General features: G+C 23.2%; 14 protein-coding genes and 1 pseudogene. 12 read left to right on the forward strand and 3 right to left on the reverse strand.

Going from position 1 to position 18,230, the window contains the following annotated elements:
- Positions 1-22 precede the first annotated feature (22 nt).
- Positions 23-2,458: a transcription-repair coupling factor gene (gene mfd / locus GUU85_RS01370; protein WP_254056349.1), complete on the reverse strand. Its 2,436-nt coding sequence runs from the start codon at positions 2,456-2,458 to the stop codon at positions 23-25.
- A 530-nt stretch (positions 2,459-2,988) separates the two neighbouring features.
- Here mfd and GUU85_RS01375 point away from each other — a divergent pair.
- From GUU85_RS01375 to gap, 5 genes are all read left to right on the forward strand, one after another.
- A complete protein-coding gene (locus GUU85_RS01375; protein ID WP_163119260.1) occupies positions 2,989-4,188 on the forward strand; it encodes an FtsX-like permease family protein in 1,200 nt (399 codons plus the stop codon).
- Positions 4,181-4,867, forward strand: a complete 687-nt coding sequence (gene lolD / locus GUU85_RS01380; RefSeq protein WP_163119262.1) for a lipoprotein-releasing ABC transporter ATP-binding protein LolD — start codon at positions 4,181-4,183, stop codon at positions 4,865-4,867. The genes GUU85_RS01375 and lolD overlap by 8 nt, the downstream gene beginning before the upstream one ends.
- Before the next feature lie 15 nt (positions 4,868-4,882).
- Positions 4,883-5,311 (forward strand): hypothetical protein, encoded by a 429-nt coding sequence (locus GUU85_RS02910; RefSeq protein ID WP_254056350.1) that lies wholly within the window; start codon positions 4,883-4,885, stop codon positions 5,309-5,311.
- A gap of 263 nt (positions 5,312-5,574) precedes the next feature.
- The gene (locus GUU85_RS02915) at positions 5,575-6,114 is read left to right on the forward strand and encodes an FtsX-like permease family protein (protein WP_254056351.1); all 540 of its coding nucleotides are present in this window, start codon (positions 5,575-5,577) and stop codon (positions 6,112-6,114) included.
- Between the two features lie 43 nt (positions 6,115-6,157).
- The gene (gene gap / locus GUU85_RS01390; RefSeq protein ID WP_163119264.1) at positions 6,158-7,162 is read left to right on the forward strand and encodes a type I glyceraldehyde-3-phosphate dehydrogenase; all 1,005 of its coding nucleotides are present in this window, start codon (positions 6,158-6,160) and stop codon (positions 7,160-7,162) included.
- Between the two features lie 252 nt (positions 7,163-7,414).
- On the opposite strand, the gene fldA is transcribed toward gap, so the two are convergent.
- Positions 7,415-7,924: a flavodoxin FldA gene (gene fldA, locus GUU85_RS01395; RefSeq protein ID WP_163119266.1), complete on the reverse strand. Its 510-nt coding sequence runs from the start codon at positions 7,922-7,924 to the stop codon at positions 7,415-7,417.
- Between the two features lie 429 nt (positions 7,925-8,353).
- On the opposite strand from fldA, the pseudogene phrB reads away from it, so the two are divergent.
- The 7 genes and pseudogenes from phrB (at position 8,354) to GUU85_RS01430 (ending at position 17,418) form a co-directional block, all read left to right on the forward strand.
- A pseudogene (gene phrB / locus GUU85_RS01400) lies at positions 8,354-9,804 on the forward strand (deoxyribodipyrimidine photo-lyase).
- Positions 9,797-10,540, forward strand: a complete 744-nt coding sequence (locus GUU85_RS01405; protein ID WP_163119268.1) for a Nif3-like dinuclear metal center hexameric protein — start codon at positions 9,797-9,799, stop codon at positions 10,538-10,540. Before phrB ends, GUU85_RS01405 begins: the two are co-directional and overlap by 8 nt.
- Before the next feature lie 123 nt (positions 10,541-10,663).
- Positions 10,664-13,393: a 2-oxoglutarate dehydrogenase E1 component gene (locus GUU85_RS01410; protein ID WP_163119269.1), complete on the forward strand. Its 2,730-nt coding sequence runs from the start codon at positions 10,664-10,666 to the stop codon at positions 13,391-13,393.
- A gap of 16 nt (positions 13,394-13,409) precedes the next feature.
- A complete protein-coding gene (gene sucB / locus GUU85_RS01415) occupies positions 13,410-14,594 on the forward strand; it encodes a dihydrolipoyllysine-residue succinyltransferase (protein WP_163119270.1) in 1,185 nt (394 codons plus the stop codon).
- A 94-nt stretch (positions 14,595-14,688) separates the two neighbouring features.
- Complete coding sequence (gene gpmA / locus GUU85_RS01420) at positions 14,689-15,384, forward strand: 2,3-diphosphoglycerate-dependent phosphoglycerate mutase (RefSeq protein WP_163119271.1); 696 nt, start codon at positions 14,689-14,691, stop codon at positions 15,382-15,384.
- 206 nt (positions 15,385-15,590) lie between these two features.
- Positions 15,591-16,553, forward strand: a complete 963-nt coding sequence (gene pfkA, locus GUU85_RS01425; RefSeq protein ID WP_163119272.1) for a 6-phosphofructokinase — start codon at positions 15,591-15,593, stop codon at positions 16,551-16,553.
- Positions 16,554-16,629: 76 nt separating this feature from the next.
- The gene (locus GUU85_RS01430; protein WP_163119274.1) at positions 16,630-17,418 is read left to right on the forward strand and encodes an MIP/aquaporin family protein; all 789 of its coding nucleotides are present in this window, start codon (positions 16,630-16,632) and stop codon (positions 17,416-17,418) included.
- Here the strand turns inward: GUU85_RS01430 and tpiA are convergent.
- Positions 17,415-18,188, reverse strand: coding sequence for a triose-phosphate isomerase (gene tpiA / locus GUU85_RS01435; protein WP_163119276.1), 774 nt, complete (start codon positions 18,186-18,188; stop codon positions 17,415-17,417). The genes GUU85_RS01430 and tpiA overlap by 4 nt on opposite strands.
- Positions 18,189-18,230 lie beyond the last annotated feature (42 nt).

The following is an 18,230-nucleotide window of genomic DNA, read 5'->3' on the forward strand; positions in this document are numbered from 1 at the left end:
TATAAATGAATATAATATTACATTACGTTGACATATTATTACATAAATTTTTTAATGTATTTAAAATCCAATTAAGACGCAAATCATCATTATCAAAATTAATAACAAATTGAATTTTTGTTTCATTAATCATTTTCCAAATTCTAGGTTCTTTTTGAAATATTTTTAGTAAATATTTAATATTTAGCGAATTATCATTATGAAATTTTATTAATCCTATCTTATTATTAGACTTTATATATTTAACACCTATTTGATTCGATATTAATCGAATTTTCGCAATTAAAATTAAATTTTTAGAAAAATTAGGTAGCTGTCCGAATTGTTTAATTAAGTCAGCTTGTATTTCTTCTATTTGTATTTCTTTTTTAGCATTAGCAAGTTTTTTATAAAAATATAATCTTGTATTAACATCTACAATATAATCATCAGGTAATAAAGAAGATACACATAATTGAGTTTCTAATGATTTTTCTAATGTCTGATTAGAAGATAAAATTTTTCCTTGTTTTAGTAAATTTACTGCATTATTTAATAATTCTATATATAAAGAAAAACCTATTTTTTTTATATGACCACTTTGTTCTTGACCTAAAATTTCACCTACCCCTCTAATTTCAAGGTCTTGATTAGATAAAGAAAAACCACCACCAAAATTATCTACTGAAGAAATTGCGTCTAATCTTTTTTTTGCATCTGATGTGATAGTTTTAAAATTATTTACTAAAAATAAAGCATATGCTTGATGACTTGATCTACCAACACGTCCACGTAGTTGATGTAATTGAGATAATCCAAAATGATCTGAATTTTCAATAATAATTGTATTTGCTTGAGGTATATCAACGCCGCTTTCAATAATTGTAGTACATACTAAAACATGAAATTTATTATTATAAAATTCATTCATAACTTTTTTTAACTCAATATTATTCATTTGACCATGACCTATTTTAATGCTTGCTTCAGGAATTAATATTGATAGTTTTTTAGCAATGTTGATAATATTTTGGACTTTATTATATATATAATAGATTTGCCCCCCTCTTGCAATTTCACGTAATATTGTTTTTCTAATCAATAAAGGATTATACTCTTGAATAAAAGTTTTAATAGCAAGTCTTGTAGATGGAGGGCTAGAAATAATAGATAAATCTTTGATACCAGTGATAGCCATGTTTAAAGTACGGGGTATTGGTGTAGCTGTCAAAGTGAGAATATCAACATGAGAGTACATTTTTTTAATAATTTCTTTATGATTCACTCCAAATCTATGTTCTTCGTCAATAATTAATAATCCTAGATTGAACCATTGTATCTGTTTAAATAAAAGTTTATGAGTTCCTATTAAAATATTAATTTTTCCATTTTGAGATTCTTTAAAAATTATATTTTGTTCTTGTAATGTTTGAAATCTAGATAATATATTAATTATAAAAGAATAATTACGAAATCTATTTTTAAAATTTCTATAATGTTGTTGTGCTAATAAAGTAGTTGGCACCAAAACAACAACTTGTTTATGATTTAAAACAGATATAAACGATGCGCGCATTGCAATTTCTGTTTTACCAAAACCAACATCACCACAAATTAAACGATCCATAGGGATAGATTTTGACATATCTTGTATTACGGATTGCATTACTTCATATTGATCTTTTGTTATTTTAAATAAACAATCATTACAAAAATCTTGATATAATTTTACATCTATTCTAAAAGGATAACCTTTTTCTACGATTCTTTTTGCATAAATTTTTAATAAATACGCTGCATGATCATAAATAATATTATTAATTTTATTTTTTTCTTTATACCATTCTTCACCTCCTAATTTATGAAGAGGAGCATGTTCTATTGGGGACTCATTATAAGGTAATACAAGATGTAAAGATGATACTGGAACATATAATTTATCCCCTTCTGCATAAGAAATAATTAAATATTCTGATTTTATATTAGCTGTTGTAATTGTAGTTAAACCTTGATATCGACCAATTCCATGTTCAATATGTATAATAGGATGATTTAAAATTAATTGAGATAAATTTACTGTTTGAAAAAGATTAATATTTTTTTTAATATCAGCATATTTATAATTATAAATTAATCCTGGCAATAAATCTTGCATACAAATAAATAAAATATTATTTTTTTTATCTAAAAAACTCTTTTGAATATTATCTATCATATAGAAATAATTAATATTTTTATTTATATTAAGAATATTTTTAATATATTTTGGATGTATATTATATTTTTTTAAAAATTTTAAAATATTGTTTAAATGTTCATTTTCAATTAAAGAAAAAATTATTTTTCCTGAAAAAGAAGAGTGATGAGACAGTAGTTTATTCAAATTATTTGAATAATTTATATTATTTAATAAATTTAATATTTTTTTATCTTTAAAATTAATATTATTTTTATTTTTTAATTCTTTTTTTTCTGTCATTTTCATAAAATATGATTGTTTGAAAAATAATTATTAATTTTTAATAAATTATTTAATTGTTAATAAATTTTAATACATATTAAATTAAAATAATATTTTATATATCTTATTTAATATATAATTATTAGCATGAATTTTAATTTTTTTTTAACATAATTTAAAATATATTTTTTAAAAAAATTATTATTAAATAATATTAGTTTTAAATATATTAAATAATAATATTTAATAATAGTAAAATAATTAAAATCGCATTATTAATATTTAAATATGAAATTATTTTAAATAAAATAATAGTTAATCAAATATATATCATTAACATTATATTTTAGAATATATAAATATGTTTTAAAATTTTATTTTTTTACAGTATAAATATTTATTGTGTAATAATTAGTAATATGATTGAAAATCAAACAATATAATTTTTTATTAATTTTAATATATAAATATATATAAGATCAAAAATGTTATTTATATTAAATAAAAATTTAACAAATAAAAATTATTAATTTAAAGATTGAATTGAAATGTATACACCTATATATCTTTTTATTGCTATACGTTATTTATGGAATATGCATTTAACTAATTTTAAAAAAATTTTTATGATTTTATCCATTACTAGTATTATGATTAGTACAGTTGCAATTATTGTTACAATATCTATGATTAATGGATCTGAGCATGATTTTAAAAAAAATATTATGTCTTTTGTTCCTCATTTAATTATTACTAATCATGATCAATATGTTAGAATATCAGATTTTCCTAAAAAAATTTTACAAATCAATAACGTTGAAACAGTTTCTAATTTGATTAGTAAAGAAGTTATTGCACAAAGTAAAAATAATATTTCTATGGCAGAAATTATTGGTATTGATGCAACAAATAATTATAATATAAAAAATTACAATCAAAAAAATATTCTAAAAATACTAAAATCAGGACAATATAATATAATTATTGGAGCTCAATTAGCGAAAAAACTGAATGTATGTATTGGTGATACAATTAATTTAATTTTATTATCTGACAAAAAAAATAATTTTTCAGGAAAAATTTTTAATCAACATATATTTAAAATAATTAATATTTTTTCTACAAATAATGAAATTGATTATTATCAAATAATTATGAATAAACAAGATAGTTTAAATTTTTTAGATTATTCTAAGAATTATATTAGCGGTTGGAGAATATGGTTGTATGATCCATTGCATTTAAATTTAAACACATTTAAAAAAATTACAAATCAATTCATATTATTAGATTGGAAATTACAAAAAGGTGAATTATTTAAAGCAATGAAAATTGAAAAATATATTATGTTTTTTTTGTTTTTTTTAATATTAATTATATCGATTTTAAATATTTTCATTAATTTAACTACATATATAGCAGAAAATCAATGTGTTATTGCTATTTTACAGACACAAGGATTATCTAACTGGAAAATTATGTTAACATTCATTATATTTGGTTCAAGTAATGTTATTATTGGCAGTACTTTAGGAACAATTATTGCAATGGCATTAATAATACAAAGTAATTTTTTGAAATATTGTATTAATTATTTCGTTCATGAAAGTAATATATCATTAATTTTCGTACCCTATCAAATTTTATTAATTAATATCGCATCTATATTATTTGCTATTTTTGCAACATTATACCCTTCTTGGAGGGCTATTCAATCAAAACCTGCTCAAGTATTAAATAATGAATAATATTATTATAGAATGTACACAATTAAGCAAGTCTTATAAAGATGGAGATATCAATTATGATATTTTAAGAAATATATCATTTCAATTAAAAAAAGGAGATATAGCAGGAATTATTGGTGAATCTGGTTCAGGAAAAACTACTTTTTTACATGTATTGTCGAGTTTAGATTCGCCAACTTCTGGAAGAGTCTCATTTAATGGCAAATCATTTGATTCTATGACATCTAATGAAATTTCACAATTTAGAAATAAAAAATTAGGTTTTATTTATCAATTTCATCATTTAATGTTAGATTTTAGTGTATTAGAAAACGTTGCTATGCCACTGTTAATTAATAATAAAAATATTAAAAAATCTAAAGAAATAGCATATAATATGCTCCAAAAGGTTAAATTAGAAAATAAAATAAAAAAATATCCATCTGAAATTTCTGGAGGTGAAAGACAACGTGTTGCTATTGCAAGAGCTTTTGTAAATAAACCAGATTTAATAATAGCAGATGAACCAACTGGAAATTTAGATAAATATCATATTGATGTAATTTTAAATCTCATATGCGAATTTAATGTTAAATTTAACACTTCTTTTATTATTGTTACACATGACTATAATGTAATAAAAAAAATTCCTTTTTTATTTCATATGAAAAATGGAAAATTATTCAACCATGAAAATTAAAAAGGGGGGATTAATTTGATAAATTATTTGCCTTTTTTAATTGCAAAAATAATGTATTTTAAAGAAAAAAAAAATTATACAATATTTTTTATTACTATTTTATCTAGAATAGGTATATGTATTAGTGTATTTGCACTAATTATGAGTTTTAGCGCATTAAATGGTTTCCAAAAATTACTTAATCAAACAATCTTATCAACTATACCTCATGCCATTATAAAACTAACCAATCAATCTAGTTTAAATTGGCAAGATATAATAAGAAAATTAAATGCAATCCCAGAAATTTCTTATTCTGAACCATATGTTTTAACTAGCGGATTACTTACTGTCCATAAAAAAATTAAAACAATTGAAATTAAAAGTTTTAGTCATATGAAATATTTAAAAAAAAGTTTTGTTTTTTCAGAAAAGAATAATATTTTTTTTAAAAAAAAAACATAAATGAAATTGTTATTTCATCTTATTTATCAAATAAGCTATCAATTCGAATTGGAGATTCAATTCATTTAATATTTTTAAATAACGAGAATTATAACTTTAATATTAAAAATTTTTCTTTTAAAGTTATCAAAATATTTAAATCTAATGGAATATTAGATTCGAACATTGTATATATTCCTTTTAATTTTTTTGAAAAATTTTTTAAAATCAATAATAAAATTGATAGTATTGAATTACATATACATGATCCATTCAATGTAAATATGATTATTCAAAAAATTATAACACAAATACGCACTCCTCTACTTGTATATACCTGGATCAATAATTATCAATCTATATATCATGATATTCGTAAAATTAAAACAATTGTTTATATCATTCTTTCATTACTAGTGATAATTTCTTGTTTTAGTGTTGCATCAATTTCTTTAATGACTATATCTAAAAAAATACAAGATATTGCTATTTTACGTAGTATGGGTGCTAGTAAATCAACTATTCAACTAATTTTTTTATGTTACGGTTTACGTTCTATTTTTATAGGAATGTTGATAGGTTTATTATTAGGAATAACAGTTATTTTAAATAGCAAAAAAATAATGTTGTTTTTAGAAAAAAATTTTCCAGAAAATATTTTGTTAAATAATATTTATTACAATCATTTCTTGCTTTTAGAAATAAATTTATTAGATATAATTATTATTTTTAGTAGTATTATAATCATAGGTATTTCAACAAATTGGTATCCAGCATATTATGCTTCAAAAATTAATCCTAGTAAAATACTAAAAAAATATTAATTATGTATATTATACAAGACAATTTTTTTAAAATGGTGAAAATATGACTATTAAAGTAGGAATTAATGGATTCGGTCGTATTGGACGTGTATTGTTTCGGCTTGCTCAAAAACGTGTAGGTATTGAAATCGTAGCTATTAACGATTTATTAAACCCAGAATATATTGCTTATCTTTTGAAATATGATTCAACACATGGTGTGTTTAAAAAAAATATTCATATATTAAATAATAATATTGTTATTAATAATAAAAATATTCGTATTACAGCAATTAAAGATCCGACGCAATTAATGTGGAATGATGTAGATGTTGATGTCGTAATTGAATCTACAGGTCTGTTTTTAACCCAAGAACAAGCTTATAAGCACATTTTATCTGGAGCAAAAAAAGTCATTATTACAGGGCCATCAAAAGACGATACACCAATGTTTGTACGAGGAGCTAATTTTGATCAATATAAAGGAGAAAAAATTGTATCTAATGCTTCTTGTACAACTAATTGTTTGGCTCCTTTATCTAAAGTTATTAATGATGAATTAGAGATTATTGAAGGATTAATGACAACAGTGCATGCTAGTACAGCTACACAAAAAATTGTTGATGGTGCTTCTTTGAAAGATTGGAGAGGAGGTAGAGGAGCATTGCAAAATATCATTCCTTCTTCTACAGGAGCAGCAGTGGCTGTCGGTAAAGTTTTGCCACAACTAAATGGTAAATTAACCGGTATAGCTTTTCGTGTACCAGTATCCAATGTATCTGTAGTAGATTTAACAGTGCGTTATAAAAAATCTGCTACATATTATGAAATATGTGACATCATTAAAAAATCTTCTCAAGAAGAAATGAAAGGAATTTTAGGATATACTGAAGATGAAGTAGTTTCTAGCGATTTTAATGGTCAAGAATTAACATCTATTTTTGATGCAAAAGCAAGTTTATCTTTAAATAATAATTTTGCTAAATTAATTTCTTGGTATGATAATGAAACTGGTTATTCCAGTAAAGTACTAGATTTAGTGTATTTAATATCTGGAATGAAAGTATAATTATGCTTATTTTTTAAAAGAATATATTATTTTAAAGTTTAACATGCAGTATTAAGATTTAACTTAATACTGCATAAAAATTTTTTAAAATATTTATATTATTAATAGTAAATATTACACACGAATTCAAGATAACTTAATTAAATAATATAACTTTATTTAAAAAATATTAGTTTATATAATGTAATGAATGTATATAAATAATTAATTTTAAAAATATTATTTAAAAATCAAAATTTTATTTAAATTAATTTAAGAAAAATGAGGGAGAATTAATTTTAACCATTCTTTAATTCTAACTTTAGTTTGTTCTGGCTGTCGATCTTCGTCTAAAATTAATCCAACAAAATACTCTTTATTCAACAAAGCTTTAGATTGTTCAAAACAATATCCCTGTGTAGGCCATTTACCAATTATTTTTCCATGATTCTTCTTTATAATTTTATAAATTAAACTTATAGCATCACAAAAATATTCACTATAATCTTCTTGATCACCACATCCAAATAGCGCAACTGTTTTATTTGAAAAGTTAATTTTTTTTAAAATTGGTAAAAAATCATCCCAATCACATTGAGCTTCTCCATAATACCAAGTAGGAATACCTAGTATTAAAAATGTAAATTTTTCAATATCTTGTTTTGAAGATTCATTAATATCATGTAATATAGCAATATCATTACCTATATATTTTTGAATTAATTTAGCTATTTTTTCTGTGTTTCCAGTATCGCTTCCAAAGAAAATACCTATTTTTTTCATTATAATATCCTGTAATAAAATATATTTTTAAAATATATAGTCTATTCGTAAAGCTTTTATAATAAAAAATTATATGCATGAAATAATTTTAATTTAAAAATAATTAGTAGAATAAATAATATTTATATTATCAAAAAATTAATATTAAAATGCATATAAATAATTAATCTTAATCATAAATATTCGTTGAATATATTATAAATTAAAACAATAAATTGTTACTCGATTTTTTTCTATTTTCTCTATATGATATTTATTAAATTGTGAATGATCGACCGATGTTATTATCTTACAGTAATAATAAACTTAATTGTATAATTGAAAATTTAAATTTCAAATAATTAAAATTTTAAAAAACAATTTTTTATATTTTTTTAAAAATATAAAATTTTTTAAAAAAATAATAAATATTTAACATATATAAACTTTATGAAAAAAAATTTAATGTGGTTTCGTAATGATCTGCGTGTACACGATAATATAGCTTTATATGAGGCTTGCAAATCTAATGAAGACCAAGTGTTAAGTTTATTTATAGCCACTCCTGATCAATGGAATAATCACAATATGTCTGATCAAAAAAGATCTTTCATATATTGTCATTTAGAATCGTTAAAAAGAGAATTATTTCAATTAAATATTATTTTACATTATTATGAATCTACTGATTTTTTAAATTCAGTAAAATATTTGATATATTTCTGTCAATATCATAAAATTAATAATTTGTTTTATAATTATGAATATGCAATTAATGAGCGTAAACGAGATTGTTTAGCAAAAAAAAAACTTTCTCAAAAAGGATTCATTGTAAAAGGTTTTCATGATCAACTGTTAGTTTCAAATAATATTATCAAAAATAAAAATAATAACACATATAAAATATTTTCTTATTTTAAGAAAAAAATTATTAAAACTTTATATCAAAATAAACAAATTAATTTACTAATTCCATCTCAACGAATAGTCAAAAAAAATATTTTTTTTCATTCTTTACCTTCAAAAAATTTAATTATAAATTTTAATAAAAATATTTTTCCTATCGGAGAAACAAAAGCAATTGATCGTTTAAAAAATTTTTGCGCTTATCAAGTAAATCAATACGCTTTAAAAAAACAATTATCTTTTATAGATAATACTAGTATGTTATCTCCATATTTATCTTCTGGAATAATATCATCGCGACATTGTTTAAGTATGTTACAACAAATGCAAAATAAAGAATCATTTGGAAATATTCTTCATTCTGCTTGGTTTAACCAAATATTATGGCGTGAATTTTATTATCATTTATTAATTGGTTATCCTAAAATTAGTAAATCTCAAGCATTAATACAATGGGAAAAAAAAATTGATTGGATAGATAACATAAAATATTTTAATGCTTGGAAAGAAGGTAATACAGGTTTTCCTATTGTAGATGCAGGTATGAGACAACTAAACGAATTAGGTTGGATGCATAATAGATTAAGAATGATTACAGCTAGTTTTTTAGTAAAAAATCTTTTAATTGATTGGAGACAAGGAGAAAAATATTTTATGTCTCATTTAATTGATGGCGATGTAGCATTAAATAGTGGAGGATGGCAATGGTCAGCATCAATTGGTTGTGATTTTGTGCCTTATACAAGGTTTTTCAATCCATTGCGTCAATCAAAATTATTTGATATATCTGGTGACTTTATTAAAAAATTTATCCCAGAGTTAAAACAAGTTCCTAGTCAATATATTCATGAACCACATAAGTGGTCTAAAATAACACGGTCTAAATTAGATTATCCTGATCCTATTGTTGATTATAATATTAGTAGAAAAAAATTTTTGTTAATGTTTCAAAAAATAAAATCACAATATAATAATGAGGTTTAAAAAATGAATAATTTTGATTTAGAAAAGCTTATTAATGAAAAATTATCATCTCATCAATTCGATGATATTGTTCCTAACGGTTTGCAAATTGAAGGTAGATCAACAGTTAAAAAAATTATTACAGGAGTTACTGCTTGTCAAGATTTATTAAACAAAGCATTATATTATAATGTTGATGCGATAATTGTCCATCACGGTTATTTTTGGAAAAATGAATCTAGATATATACATAATATGCAAAAAGAAAGATTAAAAACTATATTAATAAATGATATTAATTTGTATAGTTGGCATTTACCATTAGATGCTCATAAAAAGCTAGGAAATAACGCACAAATTGCTAAAAAATTAAATATTTCTATTAAAGGTAATATTTTACCATACGTTTTTTGGGGCACAATGGATAATAAAATTACAAGTGATGAACTGGTAGAACGAATAAAAAATAAATTTCAAATTACACCAATACATTTATATCAAAATGCTCCTTCATATATTCATCGTATTGCTTGGTGTAGCGGTCGAGGCCAAAATTTTATTAAACAAGCATATAAATTAGGAATTGATGCATTTTTAACTGGTGAAATTTCCGAAGAAACTATGCACATTGCTAAAGAATTAGGTATACATTTTTTTTCTTTAGGACATCATATTACAGAAAAAGATGGTATTAAATCATTGGGAAATTGGTTAAAAGCAAAATATCATCTTGATGTTCAATTTGTTAATATTCATAATCCTGCATAATGTTTGTAATTATAAATATAATTTATAATTATTTAATAATTAAAATATTTGACAATTTTAATAAATATTTTTGTATTCAAAATACCCATAACATTGAATCTATAAACTTTTTAATAAAATATTATGAAAATAAATAAAATAAAAAATTTATTGAAAACATCTTGGTTGTTTAGAGATAATCAAGATTTTTTAGAACAAATGTATCAAGAATTTTTACAAAATCCTCAATCTATAGATATTACATGGCATAAAATATTTTTAGAATTATCCAATAATCAAGATAATATTAATAAAAAAATAATAACACAGAATAATCAAGATTTAATGATATATAAAATAAATTATATTATTAATATATTTCGTACAATAGGTTTTCAGAACTCTTTAATTGATCCGTTAAAATTAATAAAACAAAAAAACATAGCGGATTTGTCACTGAAATCTTATAATTTTAACAAAGAAGCTTTATACGCCACTATGAAAATAAACTTTCAAAATTGTAATAATTTTGAAACAAATATTATTCAGTTACATAAAATTTTATTGAAAAAATATTGTCATTCCATTGGTTTTGAATATATGTATATAGATAATTTACTTGAAAAACAATGGATTACAAATTATATAGAATCTTATTTTAATAATAATTCATTTAATGCTAAAGAAAAAATAAATTTTTTACAAGAAATAACATATGCTGAAAGTTTTGAAAGATATCTTGGCAAACAATTTCCAGGAACTAAGCGTTTTTCTTTAGAAGGAGCAGAAAGTTTAATTCCAATGTTACATGAAGTTATTAGATTTTCAAAAACAAATGAAATATCTAAAATAATATTAGGTATGGCGCATAGAGGAAGATTAAATGTACTAGTTAATGTGCTAAATAAAAATCCACAATTATTATTTAATGAATTTTTAGATAAACAAAATATTGAAACCATTAGTGGAGATGTAAAATATCATATAGGTGGAATAGCTGAAATAAAAAATAATATAAAAAATATTATTTTTGAAATGGCATATAATCCATCACATTTAGAAATAATTAACCCTGTTATTTCTGGAATGTCACGAGCATTTATTGATCAAACAGATAATGCAGATATTAACATTATACCTATCAGTATACATGGAGATGCATCTATTATTGGACAAGGAGTAGTTCAAGAAACATTAAATATATCTCAAACAAAGGGCTATACAATTGGAGGAACAATTCATATTGTTATTAATAATCAAATTGGATTTACCACCTCTAACTCTAAGAATCTTCGTTCTAGCAAATATTGTACTGATATTGCTAAAATAATTGATGCTCCTATATTACATGTTAATGCAGATGATGTAGAAGCATCTGTTTTTGCTATTCAATTAGCTTTAAATTTTAGAATGAAATTTAAAAAAGATATTTTTATAGATTTGGTATGTTATCGACGTCATGGGCATAATGAAGTAGATGATCCTTCAGTTACACAGCCAATAATGTATCAAATCATTAAAAATCATCCTACTGTTAGAAAAATATATTCTGATTTACTAATATCTCAAAAAATTATCACACTGCAAATAAATGAAGATATGATGAAGAAATATTATTTAAAATTACATAATGGTGAAAATATTTTTTCAAAATCTAAAAAAATTTTTTTTCAAAACGAAATATATAACACTTTCTTAAAAAATAATTATGTCAAAAATATAGATTTTGTTAATTTAAAAAAATTAGCTTTATTAATTAACCAAATTCCTGCATCAATTTCAATGCATCATAGAGTAAAAAAATTATATGAAGAAAGATTAGAAATGGCTCAGGAATTAAGATTATTTGATTGGGGTGCAGCTGAAACATTAGCTTATGCATCAATTCTTAATGAAGGAATTTCTTGTCGTATTTCTGGAGAAGATGTCAGTCGAGGTACATTTTTTCATCGTCATGCGCATATTCATAATCAAATAGATGGATCTATTTATATTCCTTTAAATCATATCAAAAAAAAACAAGGAAAATTCCAAATTTGGGACTCTGCATTATCAGAAGAAGCTGTATTAGCTTTTGAATACGGTTATTCTTTATTTCCATTTCATACATTAACTGTATGGGAGGCTCAATTTGGCGATTTTGTTAACGGTGCTCAAATAGTTATTGATCAATTTATTAGTTCTGGTGAACAAAAATGGAATAAAAAGTCTAATTTAGTAATTTTTTTACCTCATGGTTATGAAGGACAAGGGCCTGAACATTCATCTGCTAGAATAGAACGATGCCTTCAACTATGCGCTGATAATAATATGAAAATCTGTATACCTACTACATCATCTCAAATATTTCATCTTTTACGTGAACAAATATTTAATAATCTTTATAAACCATTGATTATTTTTACACCTAAATCTCTCTTAAGACATCCTATGGCAAGTTCTTCTTTAAAAAATTTAGCAGAAAATGAATTTTATAAAATACTTTATCAAGAAAAAGATTTTTATTATCAAACAACACGTATAATTTTTTGTGCTGGAAAGATATATTATGATTTATTAAATAAAAAAAGAAAACATAACATAAAACATGTTATTTTAATTCGATTTGAACAATTATATCCATTTCCTAAAAAAGAAATATTAAAGATTTTAACGAATTATTGTCATATAAAAGATTTGATATGGTGTCAAGAAGAGCCTTATAATCAAGGTGCATGGTTGTATATACAAAGTAATTTAAATCAAATATTATCATCATCTTTATCGATAAAATATATTGGACGTCTAGCTTCGTCTTCACCTGCAGTTGGCTTTATGTCTAAACATAAAATACAGCAAGAACACATCATTAAAAATGCATTAAACATTGATTAAATTGATAGGATAAAGGATGAAAACAATTAATATTCTTGTTCCAGAATTACCAGAATCTATTAGTAATGCGACGATTATTAAATGGCATAAACAAGTTGGAGAAATTATTTGTTGTAATGATAATTTAGTAGATATTGAAACAGATAAAGTGACATTAGAAGTGTCTTCTCCATGCAATGGCATATTAAAAATAATTTTAGAAAAAGAAGGCTGCACAGTCAAATCTAATCAAATATTAGGAGAAATACATCAACAAGATATTACGCAAGATGATATCAGTCATCAAAATATTATAGAAAAAAAAAAATACTTATTAGATTCACAAAAAAGTTTGATTCATTCAAACAATACTAATAGCATATATGTAAATCATAAAAAATATTTCACTCCGTCGATGCGACGTTCAATTAAAAAAAATCAAGTCACTAGAAATGATAAAATCATTTCTAATCATCTTTCAGAAAATCTAGAAAATCAATTAAATACTATTACGTTAAATAATAATTTTTCAAAAAGAGTAAAAATGACTCAATTGCGACAAACAATTGCAAAAAGATTATTAGATAGTAAAAATAACACAGCTATGTTGACTACTTTTAACGAAGTGAATATGCAACCTATAATTACTTTAAGAAACAAGTATGGTGAAGATTTTAAAAAAAAACATGGAATTCGTATGGGATTTATGTCTTTTTTTATTAAAGCAACAGTCGAAGCACTAAAAAAATTCCCACATATTAATGCTTATATAGACAAAACAGATATAGTTTTATATAAAAATTTTAATATAAATATTGCTATTTCAACTCCGAAAGGATTAATCACACCAGTATTAAAAAATGTTGATAATATGTCTATGTCGGATATAGAAAAAAAAATAAAAGAATTATCTATTAAAGGACATGAAAATAAATTAAATATTACAGACCTAACAGGTGGTAATTTTACCATTACTAATGGTGGAATTTTTGGATCTTTAATGTCTACTCCTATTATTAATCCTCCACAATCAGCTATATTAGGTATGCATGTTATTCAAAAACGTCCCGTCGTTGTAAATGAAAAAATTGAAATTCTTCCTATGATGTATTTAGCATTATCATATGATCATCGTTTAATAGATGGAAAAGAATCTATTGGTTTTTTAATTACAATAAAAAATATACTAGAAGATTTTGTTCGACTTTTAATAAATATATAACTTTATTATATGATTTAATATTTATTAAATTATTCAATAATGTAATTATTAATTAATATAACAATCAAATCATCATTAAATAATAAGAGAAAATATGCAAAAAAATAAAATAGTCTTAATTAGACACGGTCAAAGTATATGGAATGAATTAAATAAATTTACTGGATGGCATGATATAGAATTATCAGAAAAAGGAAAAAATGAAGCAAAAAATGCAGCTATGTTATTAAAACAAAATAAATTTTCTTTTGATTATGCGTATACGTCTGTACTAAAAAGAGCAATTTATACTTTAAGATATATTTTAGATATATTGAATGAACATTGGATTATAGTCAAAAAATCTTGGCATTTAAATGAAAGACATTATGGAGCATTAGAAGGATTAAATAAAGATGAAATAATTCAAAAATATGGAGAAAAACAAGTTATGTTATGGAGAAGAAGTTTTAATGTTATTCCTCCTCAGATTAACATGCAAGATGAACGTTTTCCGGGACATGATTTACGTTATTCTCATTTGAATATTTCTGATATTCCTCTAGGAGAAAGTTTGGAAATGACTTCAAAAAGAGTTATTCCTTATTGGAATAAAGTTATCTATCCACAATTAAAAAATAATAAAAAAATACTTATTGTTGCTCATGGAAACTCTCTACGGGCTTTAATGCAACACTTAAATCAAATTGACAATCAAGACATTATAAAATTAAATATTCCAACTGCTGCTCCTATTATTTTAGAATTTGATCAAAAAAATTCCTTCATTCAATGGTATTACTTAAAATAAGATGTCATATTTGTTATATTTTATTATTTTTACAAATTAATGTTGAATTTATATAAAATATTTCTAATCATCTTAATGTCTAAAAATTTAAATTAATTTAATTAATGCACTTAAAAGAACAATATGCATTGTTTTAAAAACAATAAAAATTATTTATAAAATAAAAAATAAAATTTTTATAGCAGTTCAAAAAACCAGAGGTTCTAATGATTAAAAAAATTGGAGTCTTAACTAGTGGCGGTGATGCTCCAGGTATGAATGCTGCAATTAGAGGAGTTGTTAGAACAGCGCTTAGTGAAAAATTAGAAGTTATTGGAATTTATGATGGATATTTAGGTTTATATGAAAATAGAATGGTGATGCTTGATAGATATAGTGTATCAGATATGATTAATCGAGGCGGAACATTTTTAGGTTCTGCTAGATTTTCTGATTTTTGTCAAGAACACATAAGATCTGTTGCAGTTCAAAATATTAAAAAAAGAAAAATAGATGCGCTTGTTGTAATTGGAGGAGATGGATCTTATATGGGCGCTAAAAAATTAACAGATATGGGTGTTTCATGTATTAGCTTACCAGGTACTATTGATAATGATGTTGCAGGAACTGATTATACCATAGGTTATTTTACTGCTTTGCAAACTGTTGTTGAAGCTATTGATAGATTAAGAGATACGTCTTCATCTCATCAAAGAATTTCTATAGTAGAAGTAATGGGTAGATATTGTGGTGATTTAACTTTATCTGCAGCAATTGCTGGTGGATGTGAGTTTATTGTTTTGCCAGAAATGAATTTCACAAAAGAAGAATTAGTATTTGAAATACAAGCAGGAATCACTAAAGGTAAAAAACATGCTATCGTAGCAATTACAGAATATATTTGTAATGTAAAAGAATTAGCAGAATATATTGAAAATCAAACACATCGTGAAACTAGAGCCACAATTCTTGGTCATATTCAACGAGGCGGAGCACCAGGAGCTTATGATCGTATATTAGCGTCAAGAATGGGGGCGTATTCAGTAGAATTATTATTACAAGGTTATAAAGGTAAATGTGTAGGAATAAAAAATGATAAAATGGTTTTTAACGACATCGAAAATGCATTAAAGCATATGAAATGTATTTTTAACAAAGAATTATTAATGACCGCTAAAAAACTTTACTAATATATAATTAGTGCCGGTGTTTCCGGCGCTCTAATTTTAATATAATTTTTTTAAAAGATAATACAGGTTATATAGAATGAATATTTATCAAAAAAAAAACATCATCAAAAAATGTATTTTTGAATTTTTAGGTACAGGTTTAATAATATTTTTTGGTATTAGCTGTTTAGCTACTTCAAAATTAACACACATAAAATTTAATCAATTTGAAATTAGTTGTATTTGGGGGTTAAGTGTTGCACTATCAATATATTTAACTTCTACAATATCTGGAGCTCATCTAAATCCTGCTATTACTATTTTTTTTTGGTTATTTTCTAAGTTTAATAAAAAAAAAGTTTTGCCCTATGTTTTTTCTCAAATATTAGGTTCTTTTTTTTTTACTATTATAGTATATTATTTTTATAGTCATTTATTAAATATATTTATTAAAAAAAATAATATTATTATAGGTACAATCGAAAGTATTGATTTAGCTTATATTTTCTGTGTTTATCCGAATTATCATAAAAGCGTTATATATGATTCTATCATAGAAATATTTTCTAATACTTTATTTATTATAATTTTATTAGAGTTAAATAAAAATAAAAATAATTTTTTTTTAAAAGATAAATTCATTACACCTATTTTAATCGGTTGTGCAATATGCATAATCAATTTAGTTATGAATCCATTAAGTAATATAAGTTTAAATCCAGCAAGAGATCTTGGTCCTAAAATATTTTTAAGTTTAATGGGATGGGGTGCTTTATCATTTACTGGAGGTAATAATAATATTTTATATTGTTTTATACCTATTATTGGACCAATAATAGGATCAAACTTAGGTGGTTGGATACATAAGAATATTAATAATCACTAAATATTTTTGCTTTTATAAATATTATACGCAATTTGTATAATTTTTAAAAATTCTTTAGGATTTAAAGACGCACTACCAACCAATAAACCATCTATGTCCGGCTGACTAATAAATAATTTTGCGTTTTTTGGATTAACTGAACCTCCATATTGAACTAATACATTAGAGATCGAAGAATCATATGTTCTAATATAATTTTTAATAAATTCATGTATTAATTGTGTCGTTTTGGGATCAGATGCTAGTCCTGTTCCAATAGCCCAAATGGGTTCATATGCAATCACTATATTTTGAAAGACCGATGAACCTAATACTGCGATTATATCATTCAATTGTTTTATTATAGTTTTTTTGGTAGCATTATTCTTTTTATCTTCTTTTGTTTCACCTATACATAAAATAGGTATTAAATTAAATTTTTTAATTAAATATATTTTTTTTGCAATTAACTCGCTATTCTCATGATGCCATAAACGTCTTTCAGAATGACCTACAATAACATACCTAACACCTATTTCTTTAAGCATAGAAATAGAAGTTTCACCAGTAAATGAACCTTCTATATTAATATCTACATTTTGAGCACCAAGAACAATATTTGTTTTTTCTATTTTTTTATATATCCGCTCTAAATATACCGTAGGAGGTGCGATAACAATATTTTGTTCTAAATCCATTGATGTATACAATTTCATATATTCAAAAAAATTAGAAATCATATTTATACTACCATGTAATTTCCAGTTAGCTACAATTAAAAATTTTTTCATTTTTGCCTTTGTTAATTGATCAGTATGATAGAAACTAAGTTT

It is taken from the genome of Buchnera aphidicola (Uroleucon sonchi) (genome assembly GCF_011035165.1).
In the GTDB taxonomy this organism is placed as follows: Bacteria; Pseudomonadota; Gammaproteobacteria; order Enterobacterales; family Enterobacteriaceae; genus Buchnera; species Buchnera aphidicola_BE.

Bases quoted from the DNA above. Each gene is read 5' to 3' on its own strand.
- GUU85_RS01375 (WP_163119260.1), top strand. From the start codon at position 2,989: ATGTATACACCTATATATCTTTTTATTGCTATACGTTATTTATGGAAT.
- sucB (WP_163119270.1), top strand. From the start codon at position 13,410: ATGAAAACAATTAATATTCTTGTTCCAGAATTACCAGAATCTATTAGT.
- lolD (WP_163119262.1), top strand. From the start codon at position 4,181: ATGAATAATATTATTATAGAATGTACACAATTAAGCAAGTCTTATAAA.
- GUU85_RS01405 (WP_163119268.1), top strand. From the start codon at position 9,797: ATGAATAATTTTGATTTAGAAAAGCTTATTAATGAAAAATTATCATCT.
- fldA (WP_163119266.1), bottom strand. From the start codon at position 7,924: ATGAAAAAAATAGGTATTTTCTTTGGAAGCGATACTGGAAACACAGAA.
- GUU85_RS01410 (WP_163119269.1), top strand. From the start codon at position 10,664: ATGAAAATAAATAAAATAAAAAATTTATTGAAAACATCTTGGTTGTTT.
- tpiA (WP_163119276.1), bottom strand. From the start codon at position 18,188: ATGAAAAAATTTTTAATTGTAGCTAACTGGAAATTACATGGTAGTATA.
- GUU85_RS01430 (WP_163119274.1), top strand. From the start codon at position 16,630: ATGAATATTTATCAAAAAAAAAACATCATCAAAAAATGTATTTTTGAA.
- mfd (WP_254056349.1), bottom strand. From the start codon at position 2,458: ATGACAGAAAAAAAAGAATTAAAAAATAAAAATAATATTAATTTTAAA.
- GUU85_RS02915 (WP_254056351.1), top strand. From the start codon at position 5,575: ATGATTATTCAAAAAATTATAACACAAATACGCACTCCTCTACTTGTA.
- gap (WP_163119264.1), top strand. From the start codon at position 6,158: ATGACTATTAAAGTAGGAATTAATGGATTCGGTCGTATTGGACGTGTA.
- gpmA (WP_163119271.1), top strand. From the start codon at position 14,689: ATGCAAAAAAATAAAATAGTCTTAATTAGACACGGTCAAAGTATATGG.
- pfkA (WP_163119272.1), top strand. From the start codon at position 15,591: ATGATTAAAAAAATTGGAGTCTTAACTAGTGGCGGTGATGCTCCAGGT.